Source organism: Zwartia sp., assembly GCF_049655405.1.
Taxonomy (GTDB): domain Bacteria; phylum Pseudomonadota; class Gammaproteobacteria; order Burkholderiales; family Burkholderiaceae_B; genus Zwartia.
The window spans coordinates 100577-126080 of sequence record NZ_JBASJR010000013.1; the positions used below are offsets into that span (position 1 = coordinate 100577).

General features: G+C 49.9%; 25 protein-coding genes. 18 read left to right on the plus strand and 7 right to left on the minus strand.

What is annotated here, in order from left to right:
- Positions 1–4 precede the first annotated feature (4 nt).
- Together WBJ47_RS11915 and greB are read left to right on the plus strand one after the other, a co-directional pair.
- On the plus strand, positions 5–856 hold the full coding sequence (locus WBJ47_RS11915) for a PHP domain-containing protein (protein ID WP_422242704.1): 852 nt from the start codon (positions 5–7) through the stop codon (positions 854–856).
- 6 nt (positions 857–862) lie between these two features.
- Positions 863–1414, plus strand: coding sequence for a transcription elongation factor GreB (gene greB / locus WBJ47_RS11920; protein ID WP_422242705.1), 552 nt, complete (start codon positions 863–865; stop codon positions 1412–1414).
- Here the strand turns inward: greB and WBJ47_RS11925 are convergent.
- A complete protein-coding gene (locus tag WBJ47_RS11925; RefSeq protein WP_422242706.1) occupies positions 1402–2268 on the minus strand; it encodes an SDR family oxidoreductase in 867 nt (288 codons plus the stop codon). The genes greB and WBJ47_RS11925 overlap by 13 nt on opposite strands.
- Positions 2265–3116, minus strand: a complete 852-nt coding sequence (locus WBJ47_RS11930) for a class I SAM-dependent methyltransferase (RefSeq protein WP_422242707.1) — start codon at positions 3114–3116, stop codon at positions 2265–2267. The genes WBJ47_RS11925 and WBJ47_RS11930 overlap by 4 nt, the downstream gene beginning before the upstream one ends.
- Before the next feature lie 80 nt (positions 3117–3196).
- Here WBJ47_RS11930 and WBJ47_RS11935 point away from each other — a divergent pair, with 80 nt between their 5' ends.
- Genes WBJ47_RS11935 through WBJ47_RS11950 form a run of 4 tightly spaced genes read left to right on the plus strand, consistent with a single transcriptional unit; the run spans position 3197 to position 6647 of the window.
- The gene (locus tag WBJ47_RS11935) at positions 3197–4342 is read left to right on the plus strand and encodes a hypothetical protein (RefSeq protein ID WP_422242708.1); all 1146 of its coding nucleotides are present in this window, start codon (positions 3197–3199) and stop codon (positions 4340–4342) included.
- A 53-nt stretch (positions 4343–4395) separates the two neighbouring features.
- Complete coding sequence (locus WBJ47_RS11940) at positions 4396–5241, plus strand: haloacid dehalogenase-like hydrolase (RefSeq protein ID WP_422242709.1); 846 nt, start codon at positions 4396–4398, stop codon at positions 5239–5241.
- 7 nt (positions 5242–5248) lie between these two features.
- Entirely contained in the window at positions 5249–5704 is a 456-nt protein-coding gene (gene tadA / locus WBJ47_RS11945; RefSeq protein ID WP_422242710.1) for a tRNA adenosine(34) deaminase TadA, read from the plus strand.
- Positions 5694–6647, plus strand: a complete 954-nt coding sequence (locus tag WBJ47_RS11950; RefSeq protein ID WP_422242711.1) for an LD-carboxypeptidase — start codon at positions 5694–5696, stop codon at positions 6645–6647. The genes tadA and WBJ47_RS11950 overlap by 11 nt, the downstream gene beginning before the upstream one ends.
- A gap of 12 nt (positions 6648–6659) precedes the next feature.
- On the opposite strand, the gene WBJ47_RS11955 is transcribed toward WBJ47_RS11950, so the two are convergent.
- Complete coding sequence (locus WBJ47_RS11955; protein WP_422242712.1) at positions 6660–8000, minus strand: alanine/glycine:cation symporter family protein; 1341 nt, start codon at positions 7998–8000, stop codon at positions 6660–6662.
- A 156-nt stretch (positions 8001–8156) separates the two neighbouring features.
- Here WBJ47_RS11955 and WBJ47_RS11960 point away from each other — a divergent pair, with 156 nt between their 5' ends.
- Together WBJ47_RS11960 and tsaD are read left to right on the plus strand one after the other, a co-directional pair.
- A complete protein-coding gene (locus WBJ47_RS11960; protein WP_422242713.1) occupies positions 8157–9761 on the plus strand; it encodes an ABC-F family ATPase in 1605 nt (534 codons plus the stop codon).
- A 7-nt stretch (positions 9762–9768) separates the two neighbouring features.
- Complete coding sequence (gene tsaD, locus WBJ47_RS11965; RefSeq protein ID WP_422242714.1) at positions 9769–10797, plus strand: tRNA (adenosine(37)-N6)-threonylcarbamoyltransferase complex transferase subunit TsaD; 1029 nt, start codon at positions 9769–9771, stop codon at positions 10795–10797.
- Between the two features lie 19 nt (positions 10798–10816).
- Here tsaD and plsY read toward each other — a convergent pair whose 3' ends face one another.
- Positions 10817–11449, minus strand: coding sequence for a glycerol-3-phosphate 1-O-acyltransferase PlsY (gene plsY, locus WBJ47_RS11970; RefSeq protein WP_422242715.1), 633 nt, complete (start codon positions 11447–11449; stop codon positions 10817–10819).
- Between the two features lie 140 nt (positions 11450–11589).
- On the opposite strand from plsY, the gene surE reads away from it, so the two are divergent.
- From surE to rlmD, 5 genes are all read left to right on the plus strand, one after another.
- Entirely contained in the window at positions 11590–12345 is a 756-nt protein-coding gene (surE, locus tag WBJ47_RS11975) for a 5'/3'-nucleotidase SurE (protein ID WP_422242716.1), read from the plus strand.
- Complete coding sequence (locus WBJ47_RS11980; RefSeq protein WP_424585337.1) at positions 12333–13145, plus strand: protein-L-isoaspartate(D-aspartate) O-methyltransferase; 813 nt, start codon at positions 12333–12335, stop codon at positions 13143–13145. The genes surE and WBJ47_RS11980 overlap by 13 nt, the downstream gene beginning before the upstream one ends.
- Positions 13146–13210: 65 nt before the next feature.
- On the plus strand, positions 13211–13957 hold the full coding sequence (locus WBJ47_RS11985) for a peptidoglycan DD-metalloendopeptidase family protein (protein WP_424585626.1): 747 nt from the start codon (positions 13211–13213) through the stop codon (positions 13955–13957).
- Positions 13958–13963: 6 nt separating this feature from the next.
- Positions 13964–14740, plus strand: a complete 777-nt coding sequence (locus WBJ47_RS11990) for a 3'-5' exonuclease (RefSeq protein WP_422243774.1) — start codon at positions 13964–13966, stop codon at positions 14738–14740.
- 2 nt (positions 14741–14742) lie between these two features.
- The gene (rlmD, locus tag WBJ47_RS11995) at positions 14743–16053 is read left to right on the plus strand and encodes a 23S rRNA (uracil(1939)-C(5))-methyltransferase RlmD (RefSeq protein ID WP_422243775.1); all 1311 of its coding nucleotides are present in this window, start codon (positions 14743–14745) and stop codon (positions 16051–16053) included.
- On the opposite strand, the gene argH is transcribed toward rlmD, so the two are convergent.
- Positions 16030–17457: an argininosuccinate lyase gene (gene argH, locus WBJ47_RS12000; protein ID WP_422243776.1), complete on the minus strand. Its 1428-nt coding sequence runs from the start codon at positions 17455–17457 to the stop codon at positions 16030–16032. The genes rlmD and argH overlap by 24 nt on opposite strands.
- 85 nt (positions 17458–17542) lie before the next feature.
- On the opposite strand from argH, the gene WBJ47_RS12005 reads away from it, so the two are divergent.
- From WBJ47_RS12005 to WBJ47_RS12015, 3 genes are read left to right on the plus strand one after another with little or no spacing between them, the layout of a single operon-like run.
- Entirely contained in the window at positions 17543–19192 is a 1650-nt protein-coding gene (locus WBJ47_RS12005; protein WP_422243777.1) for an NAD+ synthase, read from the plus strand.
- Positions 19193–19221: 29 nt separating this feature from the next.
- On the plus strand, positions 19222–19560 hold the full coding sequence (locus WBJ47_RS12010; RefSeq protein WP_422243778.1) for a P-II family nitrogen regulator: 339 nt from the start codon (positions 19222–19224) through the stop codon (positions 19558–19560).
- Positions 19561–19587: 27 nt separating this feature from the next.
- Positions 19588–21213: a gamma-glutamyltransferase family protein gene (locus tag WBJ47_RS12015; RefSeq protein WP_422243779.1), complete on the plus strand. Its 1626-nt coding sequence runs from the start codon at positions 19588–19590 to the stop codon at positions 21211–21213.
- On the opposite strand, the gene WBJ47_RS12020 is transcribed toward WBJ47_RS12015, so the two are convergent.
- Positions 21195–21770 (minus strand): chorismate--pyruvate lyase family protein, encoded by a 576-nt coding sequence (locus WBJ47_RS12020; protein WP_422243780.1) that lies wholly within the window; start codon positions 21768–21770, stop codon positions 21195–21197. The two genes, WBJ47_RS12015 and WBJ47_RS12020, sit on opposite strands and share 19 nt — an antisense overlap.
- Before the next feature lie 20 nt (positions 21771–21790).
- Between WBJ47_RS12020 and WBJ47_RS12025 the strand changes: the two genes are divergently transcribed.
- Complete coding sequence (locus tag WBJ47_RS12025) at positions 21791–22519, plus strand: pseudouridine synthase (protein WP_422243781.1); 729 nt, start codon at positions 21791–21793, stop codon at positions 22517–22519.
- Here WBJ47_RS12025 and WBJ47_RS12030 read toward each other — a convergent pair.
- Positions 22516–23373: a 23S rRNA (adenine(2030)-N(6))-methyltransferase RlmJ gene (locus WBJ47_RS12030; protein ID WP_422243782.1), complete on the minus strand. Its 858-nt coding sequence runs from the start codon at positions 23371–23373 to the stop codon at positions 22516–22518. The two genes, WBJ47_RS12025 and WBJ47_RS12030, sit on opposite strands and share 4 nt — an antisense overlap.
- A gap of 163 nt (positions 23374–23536) precedes the next feature.
- Here WBJ47_RS12030 and WBJ47_RS12035 point away from each other — a divergent pair, with 163 nt between their 5' ends.
- The gene (locus tag WBJ47_RS12035; RefSeq protein ID WP_422243783.1) at positions 23537–25501 is read left to right on the plus strand and encodes a SurA N-terminal domain-containing protein; all 1965 of its coding nucleotides are present in this window, start codon (positions 23537–23539) and stop codon (positions 25499–25501) included.
- Positions 25502–25504 lie beyond the last annotated feature (3 nt).

The window sequence follows — 25504 nt, forward strand, 5'->3', positions numbered from 1 at the left end:
TGCGATGAATACTTTTGCGGATACTTTTTGTGCTGATTTACACTGTCATTCAACCGTTTCTGATGGTGTGTTTACTCCAGATGATTTGGCAAGACGTGCCAAAGATTCGGGAGTGACGCTCTGGTCTTTGACGGATCATGACGAACTCTCCGGACAGGCGATTGCATCCGAAACCGCCCGCGAAATTGGTCTTCATTACCTGACCGGCGTTGAAATTTCGGTGACTTGGGCGAATCAGACTGTTCACATTGTTGGTCTTGGTTTCAATCCAACGGATGCCACCCTTGTTGAAGGTCTGCGTCAGACACGAGCAGGGCGTGCGCAACGCGCACAACGTATTGGAAACCGTCTCGCGGAGCTTGGCATGCCAGGAGCCTTTGAGGGCGCCTTGCCTTTTGCAGGCAATCCCGAACTCATCAGCCGCACCCACTTCGCACGGTTTTTAGTTCAAGCGGGTTATTTTCCAAATGTTCAAGCCGTTTTTGACCGTTTACTCAAGGATGATGGGCCTGCACATGAACCTATGCAATGGGCCACACTTGAGTCTGCTGTCAACTGGATCCGAGGGGCAGGTGGCGTATCTGTCATTGCCCACCCAGGCCGTTACAAATACACGCCATTACAGTTTGGAGCGCTCTTCGATACGTTTAAGGACCTCGGTGGTTGCGCGATCGAAGTCGTGACGGGAAGTCATAGCGTCCCTCAATTTAAAGAGTATGCCCAAGTGGCCAGACACTATGGCTTTCAGGCCTCATGTGGGTCTGATTTCCATAGCCCGGAGGAAAGCCGTATTGATCTCGGCAGCCTGCCACCACTCCCCGTAGATCTTAAGCCCGTGTGGCAGGATTTGGTGTAATTAACAATGAATAAAGCTTTCGTCAAAGAGCAAGATGGTGTTGAGGATGAAGAGCTGCCAGAGGCTCAGGCCTTACCTGCGGGAACAAAAAATTATCTGACTCCTGGAGGATATGCTGGCTTGCGAGATGAGCTTGCGCATCTGATGAACGAAGAACGACCTGCCATGGTGCAGGTCGTTTCGTGGGCAGCCTCTAACGGTGATCGCTCTGAGAATGGCGACTACTTGTACGGAAAAAAACGTTTACGCGAAATTGACAGACGTATGCGTTTTTTGACCAAGCGTCTAGAGCTCGCTGAAGTCGTTGATCCTGCACTTCAGACAAATCGTGAACAAGTTTTTTTTGGTGCGACCGTCTTGTACGCCAATCAAGATGGAGAAGAGCATCGTGTCACGATTGTTGGCGTGGATGAGGCGGAACCTTTGCAGGGACGAATCAGCTGGATTTCTCCTGTGGCGCGTGCACTCACCAAAGCCAAGCTCGGTGACACCGTGACACTCAGAACACCTGGTGGTATCGAAGAGCTCGATATCCTGGAAATTCGTTATCCTGACTGAATGAGTGAGGCGTAGCCAGCAACGCTATTTGGCCACAGGAAATCAAAGCCTGATGCGCGAAGCCTAGCGTTACTCAGTCGTTTACTACCGACAAAACTAGGGGCCGCGGCTTCAGTCGGAGTCGGTCCATTCACAAGTCGCGCCAAGCTTTCATACAGAGTATGTAGTGGAAGCGGCGTACTATCTGTCACGAGATAAGTAGGCATTGGGTCTGGTAAATTCATGAGATGCAAGATGGCATTTGCTGCGTCTTCCACGTGAATGCGATTTGCCCAATGTATGGGTAAGGAGGGTGCACCCACTAGACCTAGTTTAAGTTTTTCCAACAATTGCACCCGTCCCGGACCATAGATTCCAGACAACCTCAAGCTTAGACTTTTGATGGCGTGTTCTTGGCAAAAACGACTCAGCCATTGTTCACTTTCCAGCAGAATTCGACCGTTAAAGTTTTGTGGACTCACGGGCGTTTCTTCGTCGACCCATTCATCACCATGCGCTCCGTAAACAGCACTCGAAGATACAAACAGGATGCGATTTAAATTGGGATTCAGTGCGCGTTCAGCAACATTTTTCAGACCATTAAAATAAACATCCCGATACGCCGACTCGGTTCGACTATTTGGCGCGGCGCAAAATAGTACGTGCGTAATATCTGCCGGGAGCATAGCGAGCGTCTCTGGTTTGGACAAATCGGCTACGAGCCATTCAAAGCCTGGCGCACTTTCGCAACGTTCATCACGAGTACGCCGAAGCCCCCAGACACAATTGCCGGGTTCGAGTAACAGCTTATTTGCCACGCGACTACCGAGGTCACCGCAACCGGCAATCAACAAACGAAGAGGTTTGGGTGTCATGGTTGCTCACCGGATTGACTCAATTGATCGGGAACAAAAAAACGTTGTTTGAGTTCTTCAAGGCCTAAACGTGCGAGCAATGCCTCAAGGCGTGCGATGGTGTGGGGCTTTGGCGGACCTTTACGTTGCGCAATTAATAGCTCATTTTTCATAGAGTGCTCCCAGCCAACGAGTTCAGTGACGGTCACTTGATACCCATGCGCTTCGAGCTGTAAGCAACGCAGCGTATTGGTGACTTGACTACCAAATTCACGTGTATGCAGAGGGTGCCGCCAAATTTCAGCTAGCGGGTCTTTAAGCTGCTGTGCTTTGTGCTTGCGCAAGACACCTGCCACTTCAGCCTGACAACAAGGCACTAGCACCATAAACTCTGCTCGTTTGGCAAGACCAAATCGTATGGCATCGTCGGTGGCGGTATTGCATGCGTGCAGTGCTGTCACAAGATCGACTTCTGCAGGCAAAGACGGTGACACGATGGATTGTGCGACTGATTCATTTAAAAAGCGCATCTGCTCAAAACCAAGATCTTGAGCCAGCTTTTTGGTTTGTTCGACAAGCTCTGATCGTGTTTCGATCCCAATCATGGAGGCGAGAGGCGCGTGGTGTCGCAAATAGAGGTCAACAAGTATAAATCCTAGGTAGGATTTACCCGCACCGTGATCCACTACGCAAAAATCATTTCGCTTGAGTTGAACTTGTTTTAGTAGGGGTTCAATAAATTGAAATAAGTGGTAAACCTGTTTAAGTTTGCGCCTGCTGTCTTGATTGAGTTTTCCATCGCGCGTCAGGATATGTAGAGCTTTTAGCAACTCAATAGATTGTTCTGGACGGATTTCTGGGGTCGACATAGAGTAGGTCTATGACATAAAGTGCTTGTTCAGGCATGTTTATGTCGAATAAAGGTTTAACTTAGGAACTCTTTATCTCAATGGCTGATTATTCAAAACATAAGATAGAGGCACTTGAGGGCATTTGTGTGTTGTTCGAACAAGAACAGCTCGCAAAACTCGCGGCCTCTGAAATCACCAGCTGGAGGCAAGCTCTTGGAGCACAAGCTTACCTCAATATTGCACTTGTTTCGTACCAAGGACAGACTGTTGTGCACGTGACGGCTTCGCCGGCATTACATGCCCTAACACCTGACTACAACACGCTGAACTTGTGTGCACAACTCGGATTGGATACCCTCCATCAACCTGAGCATTTAGATCTTGAAATTCTGCTTTGTCTGGCATGTTCACCTATCGCGTATTGTTTTCCCTCGATTGCTGAGCTTAAGGCCGCAGTTCGTGTCCGTCATTTTGCAGTGGATGCGGCGCGGCGAACAGAACTGGCTTTTAACCCTGACGGATATGAGCGTCCAAAAGAATGCTGGACGTATGTTGAAGGAAAAGGTTTTTTATTAAAACCTGGCGTAGATATGGTTGAGGCCTTAATTAAAACGACTCAGCCTGAGGTGTCCGGACAACAGCTCTATACGTTTTCATGTGGACGAGCAGCCGAATACATTATGTTGCTTTCGATTGCGCAAGAGCTCAAGTTGAATAATCCTGCGCTGTATACGGCCCTGCAGAAACAGTGGCAGACCCGGGCGCTACTTGCAGATGACTTTAACGATGCGTTCATTTATGAAGTCGGTACGTTAGAACATCCGCTGCCGATGCAGTTTTATGTCCCTGGTTGTCGTCTGTGGTTTCGCAATCCTGATAGCCACTCTGCAGATGTAGAGGGTTTTGAGGGATCGTGGGTGGTTTATCACGGTGGTGGTGAGTTTTGCAATCTATGGGAGCGTGCCAATCCCTTCAAATTGACAGATAAATGTCTGGAGATTTACCACTGGCGTGATGGCGTCTTTTACGACGCTGCCGGTGAGCTCAAAATGAACGAGGATATTGTCCGGGAAAAGGTTAACGAAACTAAAAAATCATCAGCCGAAACAAACCGCATCGTGGAAAGAATGATGCGTTATCGAGATATCAGGGGGGTTTATCAGGAGGGTGGCTGTATTGATGCGACGCGTGATGTCGTGCGCTGGATCTGTCCAAACACCTCTGATCTTGCTTTAGGCAGCTAGAAAGGAGCAAGATCGCTACAATTGCACTGTATCGAACCGCTGGAAAGACAACGATGTCAGATGTAATCGCGCTTATTTTCGACTTTGACGACACGCTTGCTCCAGATAGCACCTCCGGCTTTCTGGAGAGTATCGGTGTGGATACCCAACAGTTTTGGTCTGGGCGTGTCGATCCACTTCTTGCAAAAGATTGGGATCCTGTGCCCGCATATTTGCATGAAATGATTGCCTTATCCCAAGAAGGAAATCACGGCAATATTACGCAAGAACGTCTGAAGGCCTGGGGCCAAGCCTTGCCTTTACACACTGGTGTGGAATCACTTTTTCGACGCCTGCGTGAGCAAGTCAGACAAGTGCACCCTCAGGTTCAACTTGAGTTTTATTTGATTTCTAGTGGAATCGGTGACGTTGTGCGTCACACTCGTATCGCCCACGAATTTACGGCGATCTGGGCCTCAGAGTTTATCTATGACAAAGACGGTGGGATTTCCTTTCCACGTCGAGTCGTGAGTTTCACGGATAAAACGCGCTATCTGTTTCATATCCAAAAAGGGATTGTTGGACCTGCTTACCTAGGTAAGCCATTTGAGGTCAATCGTAAGATCCCCGAAGACCGGTTGCGGGTACCCTTTGATCAAATGGTGTTTGTCGGCGATGGCTACACTGATATTCCTTGTTTTTCCTTGATCCGAAGTTCAGGTGGTTTTGCGTTCGGCGTCTGGGATCCAAAACATCGCGATAAACGCAGTCGTGCTTGGGGATTTATCGAGGATGGACGCGTCTCCAATTTGAATCAGGCTCGCTATGATGATGATGCAGAACTCTACCAATGGCTCGAAGAAGCGCTGACAAGCTTGGCTGGCAGGATTGCACTGAAATCTCGTGTTTACCGTGGATGAGTCGCGTATGCAGCTTGCTTTAGAGCAAGCCCTTCAAGCGCAATACTTGGGTGAGGTACCTGTAGGTGCCGTGATAGTTGATCGCGCTGGAACAATCATCGGAACTGGTTTTAACCGAACCATTCAGGATCATGACCCAACTGGACACGCCGAAGTTGTGGCCCTCCGGGCTGCCGCCAAACATTTAAGCAATTACCGAATCCCTGGCGCCACGCTGTATGTGACGCTTGAACCCTGTGCCATGTGCATGGGGGCTATCATGCACGCACGTTTGGCGCGCGTAGTATTTGGAGCCGCAGACCCTAAAACAGGCGCATGTGGCAGTGTGATTAATTTACCGCAAGAGTCGCGCCTGAACCATCACACAGAAGTGACGGGAGGTGTGCTTGAGCAATTGTGCGGCGAGACGCTTCGGAGTTTCTTTCGACTTCGCCGCAACAAGGAAAGCAACAATGAGTCGTAGTACTGCTATCAATCAATCCCCTGTTAAGCCGACATCCAATGCAGGCCATAAGGGTATCTACATTATGAGTCCCTCAAGTGCAATTGCTGAAGCAAAAGTGCTCACGAGAGGCGTTCAACGTCTTGAGAAGATGGGATTTAAAGTGGCACTGGACCGCAGCGTGCTAGCGTGTTCACAGCGTTTCGCGGGAACCGATACACAAAGACTCGCTGCGTTTACGCGTGCGATCAAGCAGAAACTTCCAATTGTCATGGCTTCACGTGGTGGCTATGGTCTGACTCGACTGTTACCTCACTTGGATTGGAATGCTTTAGGAAACTCTGGCAAAAGATTCGTCGGCCAAAGTGACTTTACGGCCTTTAATTTGGCCTTTTTAGCCAAAACGGGCTTAGTGAGCTATGCGGGTCCCACGGCTTGTTACGACTTTGGTGCAGCTAAAACAGAAATACTGACCACTGAGATTTTTGGTGAAGTCATGCGTGGCGAGCTCGAAATACTGAGTTTCGAATCACCCAAAGCAGATTCGGTTGATTGTCGTGGCGTGCTGTGGGGTGGAAACCTGGCAATGATCACCGCCTTAATCGGGACACCTTTTATGCCAAAAATCAAAGGCGGCATTTTGTTTGTCGAAGATGTAGGTGAGCATCCGTATCGCATTGAGCGCATGCTCAATCAACTTGCCCAAGCAGGCATTTTAGGCAAGCAAAAGGCGTTGATGTTGGGTGGTTTCACTGAATACAAACTAGCTGCGCATGATCGTGGGTACGATCTAAATGCTGCCATCGACTTTATTAAGCAAACAGTTAAGATTCCCATTATTCCGGGCCTTCCTTATGGGCACACTCCGATGAAAGTGACCTTGCCCATTGGAGCGAAAGTGGGCGTAGCCACCGAAGATGGCATCGCCCACTTAGTGCTGGATGAACATCCAGACGAAATTTAAATCTTTACTGATTTATTTTTCAGACCTATTTCTCTCATCCGCCAGATAGGCTTGTGTTTCTTTGATCACGACGCCAGACAAGAGCACAATGCCAATCAGGTTGGGAAAAGCCATTAAGCCATTGACGACGTCTGAAACTGCCCAGACAAGATCAAGTGACACCACAGTTCCGATCATGACAAAAGCTGTGTAGAGGCAACGATAAGGCCAGATGATGCGTTTGCCTAAAGCGTATTGTGCGCATTTTTCGCCATAGTAGCTCCATCCTAAAATTGTGGAGTAAGCAAAAAATATCAAGCCGATTGTCACAATCCACCCCCCAGGCCCAGGCAGCATGGCCTCAAAAGTTTGCGCAGTCAGCGCGGCTCCTGTTATCCCGGAAGTAAATTGTCCCCCCATCACTAGAACAATACCTGTGATGGAGCACACAATAATCGTATCGATGAACGTACCAGTCATAGAAACTAATGCTTGCTTGACGGGTTGATCCGTTTTTGCCGCAGCGGCAGCGATAGGGGCTGTCCCGAGTCCAGCTTCGTTAGAAAATACCCCGCGAGCGACACCATAGCGAATCATCGTACCGAGCGCACCGCCCGCAACAGCAGCACCTGTAAAGGCATCAGTCATAATCAGACACAACGCTGGCCAGAGACCTTCGATGTTTGTCACAATCACGGCTAGTCCACCTAACAGGTAGACCGCTGCCATAAAAGGCACAATCACGGCGGTGACGCGACCAATACTTTTGATGCCACCCAAAATGACGAGAGCTGTAATTGAGGTCAATACAACACCTGTCAACCAGCCAGATACACCAAAAGTCGACAGCATTGACTGCGCCAGAGAGTTTGACTGTACGGAGGCGCCTGTCCCCAAGGCTGCCACCATGCCAAATACGGCAAACATCATGCCAAGCCATTTCATTTTTAAGCCAAGCGAAATGTAATACATCGGACCGCCTGACATCGTTCCGTCCGCCTCTTTAACCCTGTACTTCACTGCGAGTAGTCCCTCCGCATATTTGGTGGCCATTCCAAAAAATGCGCTAGCCCACATCCAAAACAGGGCGCCCGGACCACCCAGAACGACGGCGGTTGCTACGCCAGCGATATTTCCTGTCCCGATCGTGGCGGCTAATGCGGTCATTAGCGACTGAAACTGAGAGATATCCCCGGGGAGATTAGGATTTTTACCCTTCGAAAAGGCCATCCTCAGCGCCGCTGGCAAGAGTCGGATCTGTAGAGCGCCAAGCCTAATGGTCAGATATACCCCTGTTCCTACGAGTAAAACCAAAAGAATAGGGCCCCAAACGATTCCGCCAAGGGTATGAAATAAAATAGTGAGTTGTTCCAACTTTTTCTCCTCGTATTGTGTCAATGAGTTCAGCTTGGTAGCTGACCCTGCGCATGATAGGTACGAAGAATTTAAAAAGGGTGGTTTTGCCCGTGTTGTTACACTGAAAACATATCTATCAAGATGTAACTCCAATATTTACTAAAGTAGCCTACCGTGATAACAGCTTCAAATCTAGCCATACAGTTCGGACCTAAGCCTCTCTTCGAAAACGTCAACGTCAAGTTCGGGGAGGGTAATCGCTATGGTTTGATTGGCGCCAACGGTTCCGGCAAATCCACGCTGATGAAAATTATTGGCGGAGACCTTGAGTCCACAGCGGGCAATGTGCACCTTGAGCCAGGCTTGCGTTTAGGCAAACTACGCCAAGACCAGTTTGCTTTTGAAGACTATCGTGTGTTGGATGTTGTTCTCATGGGACACACTGAGATGTGGGAAGCCATGTCGCAACGTGATGCCATTTATGCCAATGCGGACGCCACTGACGAAGACTACATGCTGGCCGCTGACCTCGAGGCAAAATTTGCCGAATACGATGGTTACACCGCTGAAGCTCGCGCTGGTGAGTTATTGTTAGGTCTTGAATTTCCAGTTGAACAGCACCAACTGCCGATGCGCGAAATCGCGCCAGGCTGGAAGCTCAGGGTGCTATTGGCTCAGGCACTTTTTTCAAATCCTGATGTGTTGTTACTGGATGAGCCAACCAACAACCTGGATATCAACACCATTCGCTGGTTAGAAAATGTGCTCAACGGCTACCAGAGCACGATGATTATCATCAGTCACGATCGTCACTTTTTAAATCAAGTCTGCACACACATGGCGGATTTGGATTTCGGTGAGCTTCGCGTCTATCCGGGTAACTATGATGACTATATGTTGGCCTCGACTCAGGCGCGTGAGCGCGTGTCCAATGCCAACGCTAAAGCAAAAGAGCGCGTGAGCGAATTGCAGGATTTTGTTCGTCGCTTCTCTGCGAACAAATCCAAGGCGCGTCAGGCGACGTCAAGGCTCAAGCAAATCGATCGTATCAAGTCTGCACAGATCGAGGTCAAGCCCTCATCACGTCAAAACCCATTTATTCGTTTTGAACAACTCAAAATGCTCCATCGTCAGGCGGTCACGCTGGAGTCCGTCGAAAAGAGTTTTGATGCGCCGGTCATTCGTCCGTTTTCTTCAATGGTAGAAGCAGGCGAAAAAATCGCCATTATTGGCGCAAACGGTGCAGGTAAAACCACACTTTTACGCATGTTGGCTCTTGATTTGGCACCAGACCGCGGAACCGTAAAATGGTCTGAAAATGCTGACCTAGGCTATATGGCTCAAGATGTCTCTGAGCTTTTCACAGACAAAGACAGCAACCTGTTCGAGTGGATGACACACTATCGTCAACCTTCTGATGACGATCAATCTATCCGTTCGGTATTAGGCCGTTTATTGTTTTCTGCTGACGATTTACCTAAAGCCCCTCCAGTTTTATCGGGAGGCGAGAAAAACCGCATGACGTTTGGTCGCTTAATGCTTAAAAAACACAACGTCATGTTGCTTGATGAACCGACCAATCACCTCGACATGGAATCGATTGAGTCTCTGCAGCTTGCCTTGGACAAGTACCCAGGTACGTTGTTTTTCGTTTCTCACGACCGAGAGTTTGTTTCTGCACTTGCGACCCGTGTCTGGGAAATTCAGCCAACTGGGCAGGTGACTGATTATCGCGGGCCCTACGAAGAATACCTAGCCTCAAAAGGTATCGAGGACTGATGTTCCCATGATTGTGCTCGGTTTTGAAAGTTCATGCGATGAAACTGGTGTAGCACTGGTGTGCACTGAACAGGGTTTACTCGCCCATGCGCTACACACGCAAGTTGCGATGCATGCGGCTTATGGTGGAGTCGTTCCTGAACTTGCCTCGCGCGACCATGTGCGGCGTGTGATTCCCTTGACGCGTGCTGTACTGGCGGAGGCTGGCCTGAGTCTCCAAGACGTTGGCGCAGTCGCTTACACCGCTGGACCAGGCTTGGCGGGCGCCTTGTTAGTGGGCGCAAGCGTGGCACAGTCCTTAGCCTGGTCGTTAAATTTACCTGCGATTGCGATTCACCATCTTGAGGGACATTTACTTTCACCGCGTCTTGCGGATCCATGTCCAGAGTTCCCGTTTGTCGCATTACTGGTATCGGGTGGTCATACCCAGCTCATGCGTGTTGATGATGTTGGGCAGTACAGCCTGCTGGGTGAAACCATGGATGACGCAGCTGGGGAGGCTTTTGATAAAACGGCCAAGCTACTAGGACTCGGCTATCCAGGCGGACCCGCTCTCGCACGGTTAGCAGAGCAGGGCAATGCGCAAGCGATTCAGTTACCGCGTCCCATGCTTCACAGTGGCAGTCTTGATTTTAGCTTTAGCGGACTCAAAACCGCAGTACTGACGAGACTAAAAACTGCACAAGCTCAGCCTCGTGTCAGTGATACCTTGGCAGCAGATCTCGCAGCAGCGACTCAAGAAGCCATTGTCGATGTGCTGGTAGCGAAGTCTGTTTCCGCGCTTGATCAAACAGGGCTCAAGCGCTTAGTGGTGGCAGGCGGCGTCGGGGCCAATCAACTCTTGCGCAGCAAATTGGCACTTGCTTTAAATAAACGCAGAGCCGAGGCTTTTTTTCCACCCTTAGAACTATGTACAGATAACGGCGCGATGATTGCCTTTGCTGCAGCGCAACGCATTTCGAGGGGCTTGGTCGATTTAACCGATCAACAACACGGCTTTGATGTCCGGCCCCGATGGGACCTCGCAACGATCTGAGCGTCAGTCAACGCTCTAATCACGTTTTTTTACCTTGGCCGATGCGCGGTTCCGTCCCGTTGAGCAGACGCTGAATGTTGGCTTTGTGGCGATACAGTAGAAAGATCGCAATCGTGATGAGCGCAACGCCTATTGGCAAATGAGCTTGCCAGACCAACATGCCACCAAAGAAATAATAAAACGGCGCGAACACCGCACAAGTCAACGCAGCCAGTGACGAAAACCTAAAAAACACGGCGATGATGACCCAGGTTGCCGTGGCAGCTAATGCTAAAAGTGGCTGTACTGCAAGCATGACGCCAAATGCTGTTGCCACACCTTTGCCTCCTTTAAACCTTAAGAAGATCGGATAAAGGTGTCCGATAAAGACAGCAATTGCTACACAGGCAATCACAAGGGGCGATAACTCCAACCGCTGAGCCATCCAAACCGCAAACCAGCCTTTTGCAGCGTCACCGATCAGTGTTAATGCTGCAGCAGCTTTGTTGCCTGAGCGCAGAACATTAGTAGCCCCCGGATTACCTGAACCGTAGGTTCTCGGGTCTTGCAAACCAAATAATTTGCTGAAAACAACCGCAAAAGATACAGATCCAATCAAATAAGCAGTCAGTAACATGCCTAGAAGGGAAAGGGTATTTTGCGGGATGTCCATCAAGCAGTTCCTTTTGAGCCTGTGAAATAGTCAGCTATTCTAACTTGTTGATATCATTTTCGGTCTGACAGAGCCACCGCCAAGCGAGCAGCAGGTACAATGATTCCTAATCAAACTGAATAGTGAATGAGCTCTTATTTATGCATATTTTGGTCTCCAATGATGACGGATATAACGCCCCTGGACTTGAGGCCTTGGTTGCGGTACTGCGTGATTTAGCTGATATCACGGTTGTGGCCCCAGAGGTCAATCATAGTGGCGCATCGAATTCGTTGACATTGAGCCGTCCCTTGGCTGTTCGTCAGGCTCCAAACGGTTTTACTTATGTGAACGGTACACCTTCAGATTGCGTACACGTGGCACTGACGGGTCTGCTTGATCGCCGTCCAGATTTGGTTGTCTCTGGCATCAATAATGGTGCCAACATGGGTGATGACACACTTTACTCTGGCACTGTAGCTGCTGCTGCCGAAGGATATCTGTTCGGTATTCCTTCTATTGCTTTTTCCCTCGTCGCGAAGGGGTGGTCTAACCTTGATGCTGCCGCGCAACTAGCGAAAAAAATTGTCCAACAACAACTAACGCAGCCTCTTGCAGGGGCGTCTTTACTCAATATCAATTTCCCTGATTGTCCTCTGAGTCAAAACAAGGGTGTAATGGCGACCCGCTTGGGCAAACGACATCCTTCTCAGCCGGTTGTGCGCTCCAGCACGCCTTATGGTGAGACCGTTTACTGGATCGGTCCAGCAGGTGCAGCCAATGATGCCACTGAAGGCACGGATTTCGATGCGATCCACAATGGTTATGTCTCTGTGACGCCTTTGAGACTTGACTTAACGCAACACGCTCAGTTGACTGACGTGGCTTCATGGGTTCAGCCTTTATGCAATGGCTAAAGCCCCCAAGAGTGCTCGCTTCGGCCAAGGACTTAAAGTCCTTAGGTAGCCGTGGTTTGCAGGGCATTACCGCAACGAATAGCAATACCAAAATTTCCATTTCGCGTTTGTCCAGTGGCAGCGATGCCGCGCTTCCAGCGCGACGTGTACAGGAAAACTTAGGTCTACATTCGGAGCGTTTGCGAGCCGCCATGGTGGAGCGTTTACACGCCCAAGGAATCACTGACGAGCGCGTACTGAGTGCAATGCAAGTGGTCCCGCGTCATTCTTTTGTTGACGAAGCACTCGCAAGCCGTGCCTATGATGATGCAGCACTCCCTATCGGCCATGGCCAGACGATTTCACAACCCTGGGTGGTTGCCCGAATGATTTCAGCAGTGTGCGAAATCGAATTGCCTACTCGTGTGCTTGAAGTGGGTACGGGTTGTGGTTATCAGGCAGCCGTCATGTCCTATGTTTTTCCGCAGGTCTACTCGATTGAGCGTATTCGCTCGTTGTACGATATGGCAAAGGAACATTTGCGTTCGCTGCACTTAACCAAGATCAGGCTGAGTTACGGCGATGGGATGGCAGGTCTATCGAGTGCCGCACCGTTTGATGCGATTGTTGTTGCTGCTGCAGGCCTTAAAATCCCGCAGGCGCTGATGTTGCAACTGAGAGTCGGGGGTATTTTGATAGCTCCAGAAGGCACGAGTGCCCAAAAACTGATACGAATACAACGAACCAGCGAAACAGGCTGGACTAGACAGGAGCTTGAGGAGGTAAGATTTGTGCCTCTCAAGTCAGGATTGCAACCATAAATAGGTAGGAAAATGGTGTGTGCGGGGAAACCTACACCAACATCAGAGATCAAAACGAGGCAAGTGTGAAATCAAATACTCAGTTCAGAACGTTAACTTCCGCAGTCTGCTTTGCTGTGGCGCTTGTCTTGGCAGGATGTACTTCCAGTTCGCTTGCGCCAGTATCGAATTTGTCCTCGGGTGTGCCAAGCGCCTCGACCTACGTGGTCAAGCCAGGCGATACGTTGAACAAGATTGCGCGCGCGACAGGTGTTGCTGAGGGCACGATTGCACGTATCAATAAAATCACGAATCCTAATTTACTCATTGTCGGACAGACATTGCGACTTTCGGACTCTCAAACGCCACCGCCCGTTGCCCGTACTAACAGCTCCTCGACACAAACTTCGCAGACAAGTAATACTTCTGCGTCAACCGAATCCAGCAATGCTCGCGCGTCGGATGCTGGTTTGATAAGCTGGGGATGGCCCGCCAAAGGCAAAGTGATTCAGGGATTTACCTCAACGACAAAAGGTATTGACATCGCCGGTAGCACAGGTGATCCAATCGAAGCAGCCGCCAATGGCAAGGTAATTTTTGCGGGTGATGGGCCGAGGGGCTTAGGTAACCTAGTCATTGTCGAGCACAGTGATGGCTTCATCACTGCTTATGCCCATAACAAATCGTTATTGGTCAAAGAAGGGCAATTGGTCAAACGCGGAACCAAAATTGCCGAGATGGGACAATCTGACACGACTTCTGTTCGTCTCCACTTTGAAGTTCGCCGTCGCGGAACCCCTGTGGACCCCATGCAATATTTACCAGCCCGATAGTGTTTGATGACCCCTACACTTGTTTTTGACCTTGAAACCATACCTGACATAGACGGTTTACGCCGTCTGCATGGATGGGGATCTGATATTTCCGACGCAGAGGTCGCACAAAAAGCTTTTGCCGCGCGCAAAGAACTCACTGGTAGTGATTTCCTCCCCTTGCACTTACAGCGTGTCGCTGTGGTTGGATGCGTGTTTCGCGATGAACAGGGGTTCAGGGTGCGCTGCTTGGGTACAGCAGATGATCCTGAGCAGGTGTTGCTATCTGGATTTTTCAAAACGATTGAGCGTTATACGCCAAAGTTGATCAGTTGGAATGGCAATGGTTTTGATTTGCCTGTGTTGCACTATCGCAGTCTGATTCATGGTGTTGTGGCACCGAGGTACTGGGATACGGGTGATGATGATCGTGAGTTTCGCTATAACAACTACCTGAGTCGCTATCACAATCGGCATATTGATCTCATGGATGTTTTGGCTAAATACAATGGCCGAGGCAATGCGCCACTCGATGATCTCTCAAAGCTTTGCGGCTTTCCTGGCAAGCTCGGCATGGATGGTAGCCATGTTTGGGAGTCTTGGTCGCAAGGTCGCGCACATGAGGTGAGAGCATATTGCGAGACTGATGTGGTCAATACTTGGTTGGTCTATTGTCGTTTTAGACTCTTGCGAGGCGAGCTCGACGCAGCTGCCTACGACGCTGAAATTGCACTGGTGCGCCATACGCTGGAGCAAAGTACCGAACCACACTGGAAGCAATACCTGGAAGCTTGGGATCAATAAGAATGTCTGATGATGTATTGCACGTCGAGTCTCTCGATCTTGAGGCTCGAGGCGTTTCTCGCCGAGATGGCAAAGTGGTGTTTATTGAAGGTGCATTGCCCTCGGAGCATGTAACTGTCAATACTTTTCGTCGCAAACCCTCGTACGAAGTGGGTCGTGTTCAGCATATCCAACATGAGTCCTCTTCTCGAGTGATGCCACGCTGTGAGCACTTCGGTGTTTGTGGCGGTTGTGTCATGCAACACCTTGAGCCCAGTGCACAGGTCGCGATTAAACAGCGTGCACTCGAAGATGCGTTGATACATATTGGTAAGACTCGACCTGAGCGCGTGCTGCCTCCGCTGCACGGTCCTTACTGGGGCTATAGATATCGAGCACGTTTGTCTGTTAAATGGGTCGCAAAAAAAGGGACCGTATTAGTTGGTTTTTATGAACGCAAAAGTAGTTTTGTGGCCGACATTAAAACCTGTCATGTTTTACCACCCCAAATTGCTGCACTCTTTATGCCGTTGCGAAAGCTCATCATGGGCTTGTCGGCACCTGATCGTTTTCCGCAAATTGAGGTCGCGATCGGGGAGGGTGTGATTGCTTTGGTACTCAGACATTTACTACCGTTAACGAATGCTGATGTTCAGTCATTGCGTCACTTTGCTGAACAGTATGGTGTGCAATGGTGGTTACAACCAAGTGGTCCCGAGTCCGTCGTTCCTCTTAACGCCTCAGACGAAGACAGTCTGTACTACACACTGCCTGAGTTTGGTCTGAAAATGCCCTTTAAACCGACTGACTTTACCCAAGTCAATCATCAGATCAATCGTTCGTTAGTCTCCAGAGGACTGACTTTGCTCGATCCACAACCAAATGATCGAATCGTTGATATGTTTTGTGGTCTTGGAAACTTTACCCTTCCTATTGCCACCCGTTGTCGTGAAGTAGTAGGGGTCGAAGGGAGTGAAACGCTTACTGCACGCGCCAAGGCTGCCGCTGCGCGTGCCGGCATCGAGCACGCGACATTTCAGACTTTGAATTTATTCGAAGTGACGGCGGAATGGCTGGCTGAGCTTGGTCGTTTTGATCGTATGCTGATTGACCCACCGCGCGAAGGGGCCATGGCGCTGTCTCAAGCATTGATTAATTTGCCAGCATCCTTAAGGCCCGAGCGTATCGTGTACGTCTCGTGCAATCCGGCAACTTTAGCCCGCGATACGGAAATACTGTTACAGAAAAGCGCATACAGACTGACCGCAGCCGGTGTGGTGAATATGTTCCCCCACACCGGACATGTCGAATCAATCGCTGTTTTTGAGCGCTGAATCGATAATTTTCATTGCTGCCTGACGAACACGTTCAGGCGCTGTACCGCCAATGTGATTGCGCGCAGCGACTGAACCCTCAAGTGTCAAAACGCTGTGAACGTCATCACCGACTGATGCGTGAAATTTTTGTAATTCACTCACACTCAAGTCAGCCAAGTCACACCCTTTTTTCTCGCATTCACGCACTGCATGCGCGACGGCTTCGTGCGCGTCTCTAAAGGGGACTCCACGCTTGACCAAGTAGTCTGCCAAATCTGTTGCCGTTGCAAAACCTTGTAAGGCAGCTTCGCGCATTGCATCGGCCTTGACCTTGATGCCGGCCACGAGGTCGACAAAAATTGTCAGCGTGTCGCGGACAGTGTCGGCGGTATCAAACAGACCTTCTTTGTCCTCCTGGTTATCTTTGTTGTAGGCGAGAGGCTGACCTTTCATGAGCGTCAGCAGCGCGACTAAGTGACCATTGACACGACCCGTCTTGCCACGGGCAAGTTCAGGCACATCAGGGTTTTTCTTTTGAGGCATGATTGAACTGCCTGTGCAAAACCGATCAGCGAGGTCGATAAAACCTATGCGCGGACTCATCCAAATCACAAGCTCCTCAGAAAACCTGGAGATGTGTGTCATGATCAATGCGCAGGCACTACAAAATTCAATGGCAAAATCTCGGTCCGATACGGCATCGAGTGAGTTTTGGCAAACGTCATCAAAGTCGAGTAACTTGGCCACCATTGGACGATCGATTGGAAAACTTGTCCCTGCTAACGCAGCGGCACCGAGTGGCAAAATATTGACCCGTTTACGGCAATCCGTCAGGCGAGCAGCATCGCGACCAAACATTTCAGCGTAGGCAAGTAAATGGTGACCGAAGGTCACCGGCTGAGCGACTTGCATGTGTGTAAAGCCAGGCAAAATAGTACCGGAATGCTCCAGCGCGACAGTAGCGAGTGCCTGACGTAATTGTTCAAGCAAAAGGATCAGTCCGTCGATTTCGTGGCGCAGCCACAGCCGGATATCTGTGGCGACTTGGTCGTTGCGCGAGCGGCCAGTGTGCAGACGCTTTCCAGCATCACCGACAAGTTCAACCAAGCGTTTTTCGATATTGAGATGCACATCTTCGAGATCCAACAGCCATTCAAAGCGACCGGCATCGATTTCTTCGAGGATTTGAGTCATACCGCGTTCAATATCACTACGGTCTTGTTGGGAAATCACTTTTACAGCCTCGAGCATCTGTGCATGGGCAAGTGAACCTTGAATATCGAAGCGTGCCAGACGCTTATCAAAGTCAACTGAGGCGGTATAACGTTTAACGAGCTCCGAAACTGGCTCCGAAAAGCGGGCGGACCACGCTTGGGCTTTCTTATCGAATTGGCTCTGATTGGGGTTTTGAGTATTTTTCATGATGTCCAAATTATAGAACGCAGCGCCACCCCCGCGGTCATGAGATAATTTTTCTTCATCACAACTCGTTTAATCCGGAATTCACATGGCTGCGGTCAGGGTAGGCATTGCACAATTGAACGCTCTCGTCGGCGACCTCGCGGGAAATGCGCGCATGGTCCTTGAGGTTGCGCACAAGGCTTATCAGCAGGGAGCAAGGGTTTTGTTGACGCCAGAGCTCGTTCTAACGGGATATCCGCCCGAAGACCTCTTGCTGAGACCTGCTTTTATTGAACAATGCGAAAGTACTTTACAAACGCTTTGCGCCGAACTTTCGGTCTTGAAAGGCTTGCACGTTGTAGTTGGGCATGCCTGTAAAGACCAAGATGGCTTACGCAATGCGGCTTCAGTTCTGTCAAACGGACAGATTTTGGGCACTTACTTTAAAAAAGAGCTCCCTAATTACTCAGTTTTTGATGAAAAGAGATACTTTGTTTCTGGCGGGAAGCCCTTAAGTTTTAATGTTGACGGCGTACGTTTTGGCGTAAATATTTGTGAAGATATTTGGGGAGACTCGGCCCCTGAAGCCGCAGCCGCACTCAACATTCAAGCTTTGTTGGTTCTGAATGCCTCACCTTTTAGCTTAGGCAAGCAGGCACAACGCGTCCGTGTGGCATTGCGTTGTGTTGAACGCACGCATTGTGCGTTGATCTATGCCAATTTAGCGGGAGGCCAAGATGAACTTGTGTTCGATGGGGCATCGTTTGCTCTGTCACGCGAGGGACAGCTCGCTCTTCGTGCAGCAGATTTTGCCACGGACTTAAGTTTTATTGAGGTTTTGGATTCTGGTGAAGTCTCCGTGCCAGTCATTGACTCGAAACCCCTCAAGACCACACCACGCACGGAGCTGTTGTCCGAGGAGGCCCAAGTCTGGGAGGCACTCAAGCTTTGCTTAACAGACTATGTGGCTAAAAATGGCTTTAAAAGTGTGATTCTAGGTTTATCCGGCGGTATCGATTCCGCTGTGGTGATGGCAGTGGCGGTCGATGCTTTGGGCGCGGACCATGTGCATGCGGTCATGATGCCGTCGCGCTACACCGCTGACATTTCTCAAATCGACGCACGGGACATGGCCAAAAGACTCGGGGTTGCCTATCGCGAGATTGCAATTGCCGAGCTTGCTAATAGCTTTGACCTGCTTTTGGCGCCTATCTTTGCAGGTCGGGCTCCTGACGCGACCGAGGAAAACATTCAAGCGCGTTTGCGCGGTATGTTGCTAATGGCGTTGTCCAACAAGTTTGGACATCTTGTTCTCACGACAGGCAACAAATCTGAGCTTTCTACAGGTTACTGCACACTGTATGGGGATATGGCGGGAGGTTTTGCGGTTTTAAAAGATGTCGCTAAAACGCTTGTTTACCGGTTAGCCCGTTGGCGCAACACGTTTGGAGAAGTGATTCCTGTTCGCATCATCACAAGACCGCCTTCAGCGGAGCTACGAGAGGATCAAACAGATCAGGATAACCTGCCCGAATACGAAGTGATTGATGCCATCATTGAGCATTATGTCGAACGAAATGCCTCGCCGGCAGAGATTATTGCCGCGGGTTATGCCCCTGAGGCAGTCGAGCAAATCCTACGTTTGATTCGAATCAATGAGTACAAGCGGAAACAAGGACCTTTTGGTCCACGCATCACTGAACGGGCATTTGGGCGAGATTGGCGTTATCCTCTCTCAAACGGTTTTCGAAACTGATCAAAATTTTTCTAATAACAGGACTTATCGTGAAGCAAGTGACCGCCATTATCAAGCCTTTTAAACTTGACGAAGTACGAGAAGCGTTGGCCGAAGTAGGCGTCAACGGTTTAACTGTCACAGAAGTCAAAGGATTTGGACGTCAGAAAGGGCATACCGAACTCTATCGTGGTGCCGAATATGTCGTAGACTTTCTTCCCAAGATTCGTGTTGAGATGGTTGTGGCCGACGAAGCGGTTGATCGTGTGATTGATTCAATCGTAAGAGCTGCGCGCACTGGAAAAATTGGCGATGGCAAAATATTTGTCACTGCAGTTGAACAGGCAATCCGGATTCGTACGAGCGAAAGCGGCGACGCTGCACTGTAATTCTCTTCCTTTTTTGAGTCACATCTAATGAAACAATTTGACTGGGCGAACCCTTATCCAACCATCCGTATTCCGGTTTTCGCGCGCAACGTCGTGTCGACTTCACATCCGCTTGCTGCGCAGGCGGGTTTACGTATGCTGCTAAAAGGCGGTTCTGCTGTCGATGCGGTCATTGCAGCCGCAGCCGCCATTACGCTGGTTGAGCCTGTCTCTTGTGGTTTGGGTGGTGATGCGTTTGCAATTGTGTGGGATGGTAAATCACTACAAGGACTCAACGCCTCAGGTTATGCACCGAAGGCTTGGGATATTGATTACTTCAAGAAAAAATATGGCGTGGACGTCAACGGTCTTGCTAAAGCGCCTAAGCGCGGTGTGGATGCCATTACCGTTCCGGGTGTTGTAGCAGGGTGGGCTGCGTTACATGAACGGTATGGGAAGCTGCCATTTGCTGAGCTTATGGAGCCTGCGATTGAAATTGCTGAACGTGGTTACGCGGTGCCTCCCGTCGTCGCTCAGAAATGGGCTGCTGCAGTTCCTGAGCTTAAAGATCAACCCGGTTTTGCCAATACCTTTATGCCGGAAGGCAGAGCACCCAAAGTGGGTGAACGCTTTGTATTCAAAGATGTTGCTCAAACATTGAAACGTATTGGTGCATCGCTCGGTAGAGATATGTATGAGGGTGAGACCGCTGAAAAGCTCGTGTCCTTTATTCGTGAACATGGTGGTGCACATACGCTCGAAGATTTTCGTCAGTATCGCCCCGAATGGGTCACACCCATTTCAAAGAACTATCGTGGCTACACCTTGCATGAGATTCCACCAAACGGGCAGGGTATTTCAGCTCTTCAGGCGCTCGGAATGCTGGAGCACTTTGATATCGCCAATATGAAAGTGGATTCCATTGAGTCCCAGCACGTTCAGATCGAAGCCATGAAATTAGCGATGGCTGACTTGTATCGCTATGTTGCAGATCCCCGCAGTATGGAGGTCACTGCATCACAAATGCTTGATGACGCGTATTTAGCTGAGCGCGCAAAGTTGATCGATATGAATCGTGCCACGCATTTTGCCCCTGGCATTCCACCTTCAGGCGGTACGATTTATCTCACAGCGGCCGATGAAAATGGCATGATGGTTTCTTTTATTCAATCAAACTACATGGGCTTTGGTTCAGGTGTCGTGGTTCCCGGTACAGGCGTCAGTTTCCAAAATCGCGGCGTGGGCTTTTCAATGGATCCCAAGTCTGGAAATGTGGTCCAAGGCCACAAGCGTCCTTTCCATACGATTATTCCTGGTTTCTTGACGCGCGACGGCGAGCCAGTGATGAGCTTTGGTGTCATGGGAGGCGATATTCAGCCTCAAGGTCACATTCAGACCGTGATTCGTATGGTGGATTATCACCAGCAACCGCAAGCTGCCTGTGATGCACCGCGCTGGAAAGTTAATCGTGACTTTACGCTTGATGTTGAATCAACGATGCGTTCTTCGACGATCGAGGGTTTGCAAAAGCTTGGTCATTCGCTCAAGGCAATTGATGACCCTTACATGGATTTTGGTTCAGGTCAGTTTATTTGGCGTTTGTCCAAGGACTTGACCGATGGTTATGTGGTGGCAAGTGACAGCAGGCGTGATGGTCAAGCAGTAGGCTTCTGACAAAGAGACCAAAAGGCTGGCAAAAAACACTCCGCCACTAAGAGCGGAGTTTCTTGTCGCCAAAACACTGACCGCCTGGCTAACAAAGCTAAGTGTTGATGTTTGCCCTGTGAGGCGTCAGCTTGAGCAGACTGAACCGTGCGAAAAAGGGCAGTTTGTTTATTGAGACGCGCCACTTCAAAATTCGACCGACTGATGGCAGCATCGTCGTACAAAATATCCGCGAGAGGTCTGCTTCGGAGTCGCCGCATCCCTTGCCAGACCCCATGCGAGGCCCTTAGAGGCGTCACGCTTCTAGCAGCAACGACCTGCATGCCGTCAATACTCATCACGACCTCTCTGACCCAAATAGGGCTCGGCGCAACCGTTTTCAAGCAATGGGCTTCATCGCGACCTACACCTGCCGCATATTCAGCTAAGACGCGCAGTTTTAGCGTACCAAGCTCACGCAGCGCTTGTGTCAGTGGACCTTGCCTCATCAGCCATCGCTTCTGGATGGATAAAAAGGAGGGTTTTGGCGTGGACAACCACGGTTGAATGGATTCAAATTTCTGCATGGGTGTGTATTATCCAACTTATGGAAAAGTTGCGCATATCAAAATTAATGGCCGATCGCGGTTTGTGTTCGCGTCGGGAAGCCGATAGCTATATTGAGCGGGGTTGGGTCAAAGTCGACGGAGTGGTTGCCACGCTGGGTGAACGTGCCTTGCCCACGCAAACGATCACGCTTGACCGGAATGTTGCTGCCCAACAGGTCTCACGTGTGACTATTTTGATCCACAAACCGATGGCCTACGTCTCAGGACAAGCCGAGGATGGGTACACTCCTGCAGTGGCCTTGATCAACGCGACAAGCCGCTCTAAAACCGATCGCAGCCCCCTCAAGTTTGATCGAGCACAATTGCGCGGCTTGGCTGTGGCTGGACGTCTGGATATCGACTCCACTGGCCTGTTGGTCTTGACGCAAGACGGTCGTATCGCCCGACAGCTCATAGGCGAGGATTCCGAAATAGAAAAAGAGTACCTCGTGCGCGTACAGGGTCGGCTGGCTCCTGGCGGGCTTGAGTTACTCAATGAAGGGCTGATGCTGGACGGGAAACGTTTAAAACGCGCTCAGGTCCGGTGGCAAAATGAGGATCAGTTGCAATTTGTCCTCAGGGAAGGCAAAAAACGCCAAATTCGACGGATGTGTGAACTGGTTGGCCTCAAAGTGCTCGGACTCAAGCGAGTCCGAATCGGAGGCGTCAAGCTTTCAGATCTTCCGGTTGGCCAGTGGCGATACCTTGGTAGCAATGAGCGGTTTTAAACCGACATGAAATCAAGTTTGTAGCTCGCGCGCTCATCTGTGCCAAGTGTTCGCACTAACCAGGGAAGCGTTTCCTTCATCGCTGCCGTGAGTGTCCAAGGCGGGTTGATGACAAAAATACCGCTGCCATGCAGTCCGAGTCCGTCTGAACCGGGTTTGTGGACAGTCAGGCTCGCATGAATCCAGTTCTGACCGGCGAGCTTTTCGAGCTGACGTGGAAGCTCTTGAGCCTCTCGACGCTGAATTTGTGGATACCAAATGGCATAACAGCCAGTTGGAAATCTCACCATCGCATCTTTCATGGTCTCAACAACTCTTCGGTAATCATTTTTGTCTTCGTACGAAGGGTCAATCAAGACAATGGCACGCCGGGTCGGTGGAGGAATATGTCCTTTGAGACCTGCGAAACCATCATCGCCAAAAACGGCTGTTTGTCGAGGAACGCGATGAGCCCGCTGATCTAGATTTTGACGCAAAATATCAGCTTCATTTGGATGCATTTCAAATAAACGCAACTTGTCCTGAGAGCGGCATGCCTCAAGCGCGAGCCAAGGCGAGCCAGGGTAGATGCGCAAAAGACCGTCAGGGTTGAGCTCACGGATTAAATCTAAATATTGCATCACGGCTGGAGGAGGGGATTTGGCTTCCCAAACCCGAGCGATCCCGTCGATGTATTCACCAATTTTCTGAGCCCATTGACCTTCTAGATCATACAAACCTGCACCAGCATGCAAGTCAACGAAGTAGTAGGGAGCATCCTTTTGATTGAAGTATTGGAGAATATGCGTCAGCACGATGTGTTTAAGGACATCGGCATGATTTCCTGCGTGAAAACCGTGGCGGTAACTGAACAAAAGACTCTCCGTGGGTAAAGCTTAACTTAGAAAAAGAACTGTACTACAAGCAAAGTTTTCATAGTCTAACCCTTGTTGCGCGCACCTCAATCAATTGGTTTTAAGCAACACCCTAGCGAGTGGTAAACTTTCGCGGCTTACTCTATAGGTGTGCGGCTCATATATGTTTGATTTCATTCGTAGTCATCAGCGTTGGATGCAACTAATTTTGTTGCTCCTTATTGTTCCTTCCTTCGTCTTCTTTGGCGTTCAAGGCTACTCCAGCTTTATGGCAAGTGAGCCTGAGCTGGTTTCTGTTGGGGATCAACCCATCACGTTAGGGCAGTTCAATCAAGCCAGAACCGCTCAGCTTGAACAATATCGTAATGCGCTTGGAAGTCAGTTTGATCCCGCGGCTTTTGATACACCTGAGTTTCGTGAACAACTCTTAAATCGTATGATTGACGAACGCACGGTTGCACTCGCTGCAGCGAAGGGGCGTTATTCGGTGTCTGATGAAACCCTACGTCGTACGATCGCAGCGATTCCTGCTGTTCAGGAAAATGGTCAATTTTCCTCTCAGCGATATCGTGACGTATTAGCGGCTCAAGGCATGAACCCAACGACTTTCGAGTTAGGTCTGAGACGTGACCTGGCGATTGCTCAAGTGCTTCAGCCCATTGGACTGACTGCGCGTGTGCCTGGAGAGGTGGCTGAAAAAATTCTTGCTTTGCTCACTGAAAAACGCACGGTTGAGCGTCGCGTTTTTGCCGCTTCCGACTTTAATCAGTCTGTCAAAGTCTCTGATGATGATATCAAAAAATGGTACGACAACAATCAAGCCAAACTTCTGATCCCAGAAAATGTTGAAGTGCAATATGTGGTGTTAAACGAGCAAGCTGCTTCCAAAGACATCAAGGTCACAGACGACAATATCCAAAGCTTTTACAAGCAGAATCAAACACGCTACGGTCAGCCAGAGCGCCGACGCGTGAGCCATATTTTGATTGAATTGTCGGCTTCTGCGAATGATGCTGTCAAAGCCCAGGCTCGTGAAAAAGCCGAAGATATTGCAAAGCGTGCATCTGCCGCACCTGAGTCCTTTGCTGCACTTGCAAAAGAGTTTTCACAAGATACAGGGTCTGCCAATCAGGGTGGCGATCTTGGATGGATCAGCAAAAACATGCTTGTCCCTCAAGTTGAAACTGCTGTTTTTGACCTTGAGCGCGGAAAAATTTCAGGCGTTGTTGAAAGTCCATTTGGCTTTCACGTGATTAATGTTTTAGATGTGCAGCCGGCCTCTGTCAAAGCGCTTGCTGAAGTCAAAGACGACATTTCTAACGAGATCCGCAAACAACTGGCGGCTGAACAGTTTGCCCAGCTCGGTAGCAAGTTAACAAGTCTTGTTTACGATCAGCGGGATAGTCTTACTCCTATTGCCACCGCTCTCAATCTCCCGATCAAGACTGCGACAGGCCTCACAAAAGAGGGTCTTTTACCTGCCAATCAACGTGGCTCGGCTGAGATTTCCGAAGAGGACCAGGGCATATTAGGCAACCTCAAAGTTCGTCAGGCTGTTTTCTCCTCTGATGTTTTCAAAGAGAAGCTTAATTCCGGCGTGATCGAGGTCTCTCCCGATGTGATCGTAGCTGTTCGTGTCGGAGCCGTTCACCCTGCTCATGTACCTGCTTTGAGCGCAGTCTCCGACCAGATCAAGCAACAATTAATAGATGAGCTCTCTCTTGCTGCTGCAAAGTCCGCTGGTCTTCATGCGCTTGAGGCCTTGAAAGCCGCTCCGAATAGCGAAACAAAAGACTTTGAAGCTGCAACGGAAGTGACACGCCAACAGCCCTCATCTCTGACCCGTGAGCAGCTTGAGGCCGTCATGTCTGCTGCGACCAAGCCTTTGCCAAGCTATATCGGTGTAGCCGGCTCTGACCAGTACACGATCATTAAACTGTCAAAGGTGGAAGCTGGTCCTGCACCTGAAGCCGCTCAAGTGACTCAGTTGCAATCCCAACTTTCTCAAGCTTGGGGCGCGGCTGAAGAGCAAGCCGCCCTAAAGGTTTTGCGCCAAGACTTTAAGGTCAAAATGTTGCCCGATGCCAGTAAGCTAATTAGTGGTGAGTTGGACGCTGCAAAACTTTAATGA